Here is a 649-nt window from a genome sequence, read left to right on the forward strand (position 1 = left end):
ATACAGTTCACGCCCCATACCCAGCTGCTGACTGCCCTGGCCCGAGAACAGGAACGCCGTGCGTGCTCCGGTCGCCGCCGTGCGGCCCCGTACGAGGTCCGCCGAGGGTTCGCCCTGGCCCAGTGCGGCCAGGCCCGCGGCCAGTTCCTCGGTGGTCGTGCCCAGCACCACCGCGCGGTGGGGCAGGGCGGTGCGGGACTCGGCCAGGGAGAGGGCCAGGTCGGCCGGGGTGAGCCCGGGGTGGGAGCGGGTGTGGGCGAGGAGGTTGCGGGCCTGCTCGCGCAGGGCCGTCTCGTCGCCGGCCGACAGCGTCCAGGGCAGGCAGCCGCGCCGGGCGTCGGGGGCCGTCGGCCGGGACCCGTCCTCCTCGGGCTCCGCCGGTGCCGCCGGGGCCTGTTCGATGATGGTGTGGGCGTTGGTGCCGCTCACCCCGAAGGAGGAGACGGCCGCCCGGCGCGGCCGGGCGGGGTCCGTGTCCGTCCAGGTCACGGGCTCGGTGAGGAGCCGGACCGCGCCCGCCGACCAGTCGACGTGCGGGGTGGGCTCGTCCACGTGGAGGGTCTTGGGCAGCAGGCCGTGCCGGAGCGACAGTACGGTCTTGATCACGCTCGCCAGGCCGGAGGCGGCCTGGGTGTGGCCGATGTTGGAC

1 protein-coding gene is annotated in these 649 nt (G+C 75.7%); it reads right to left on the reverse strand.

Features of this window, described 5'->3' with window-relative positions; translation table 11 throughout:
- The coding region (locus VR44_RS40395) for a ketoacyl-synthetase C-terminal extension domain-containing protein (RefSeq protein WP_342669446.1) at nt 1-642 on the reverse strand (642 nt) is incomplete at its 3' end.
- Nucleotides 643-649 lie beyond the last annotated feature (7 nt).

Origin of the sequence: Streptomyces katrae, from assembly GCF_000966975.1 — a bacterium.
GTDB lineage: Bacteria > Actinomycetota > Actinomycetes > Streptomycetales > Streptomycetaceae > Streptomyces > Streptomyces katrae.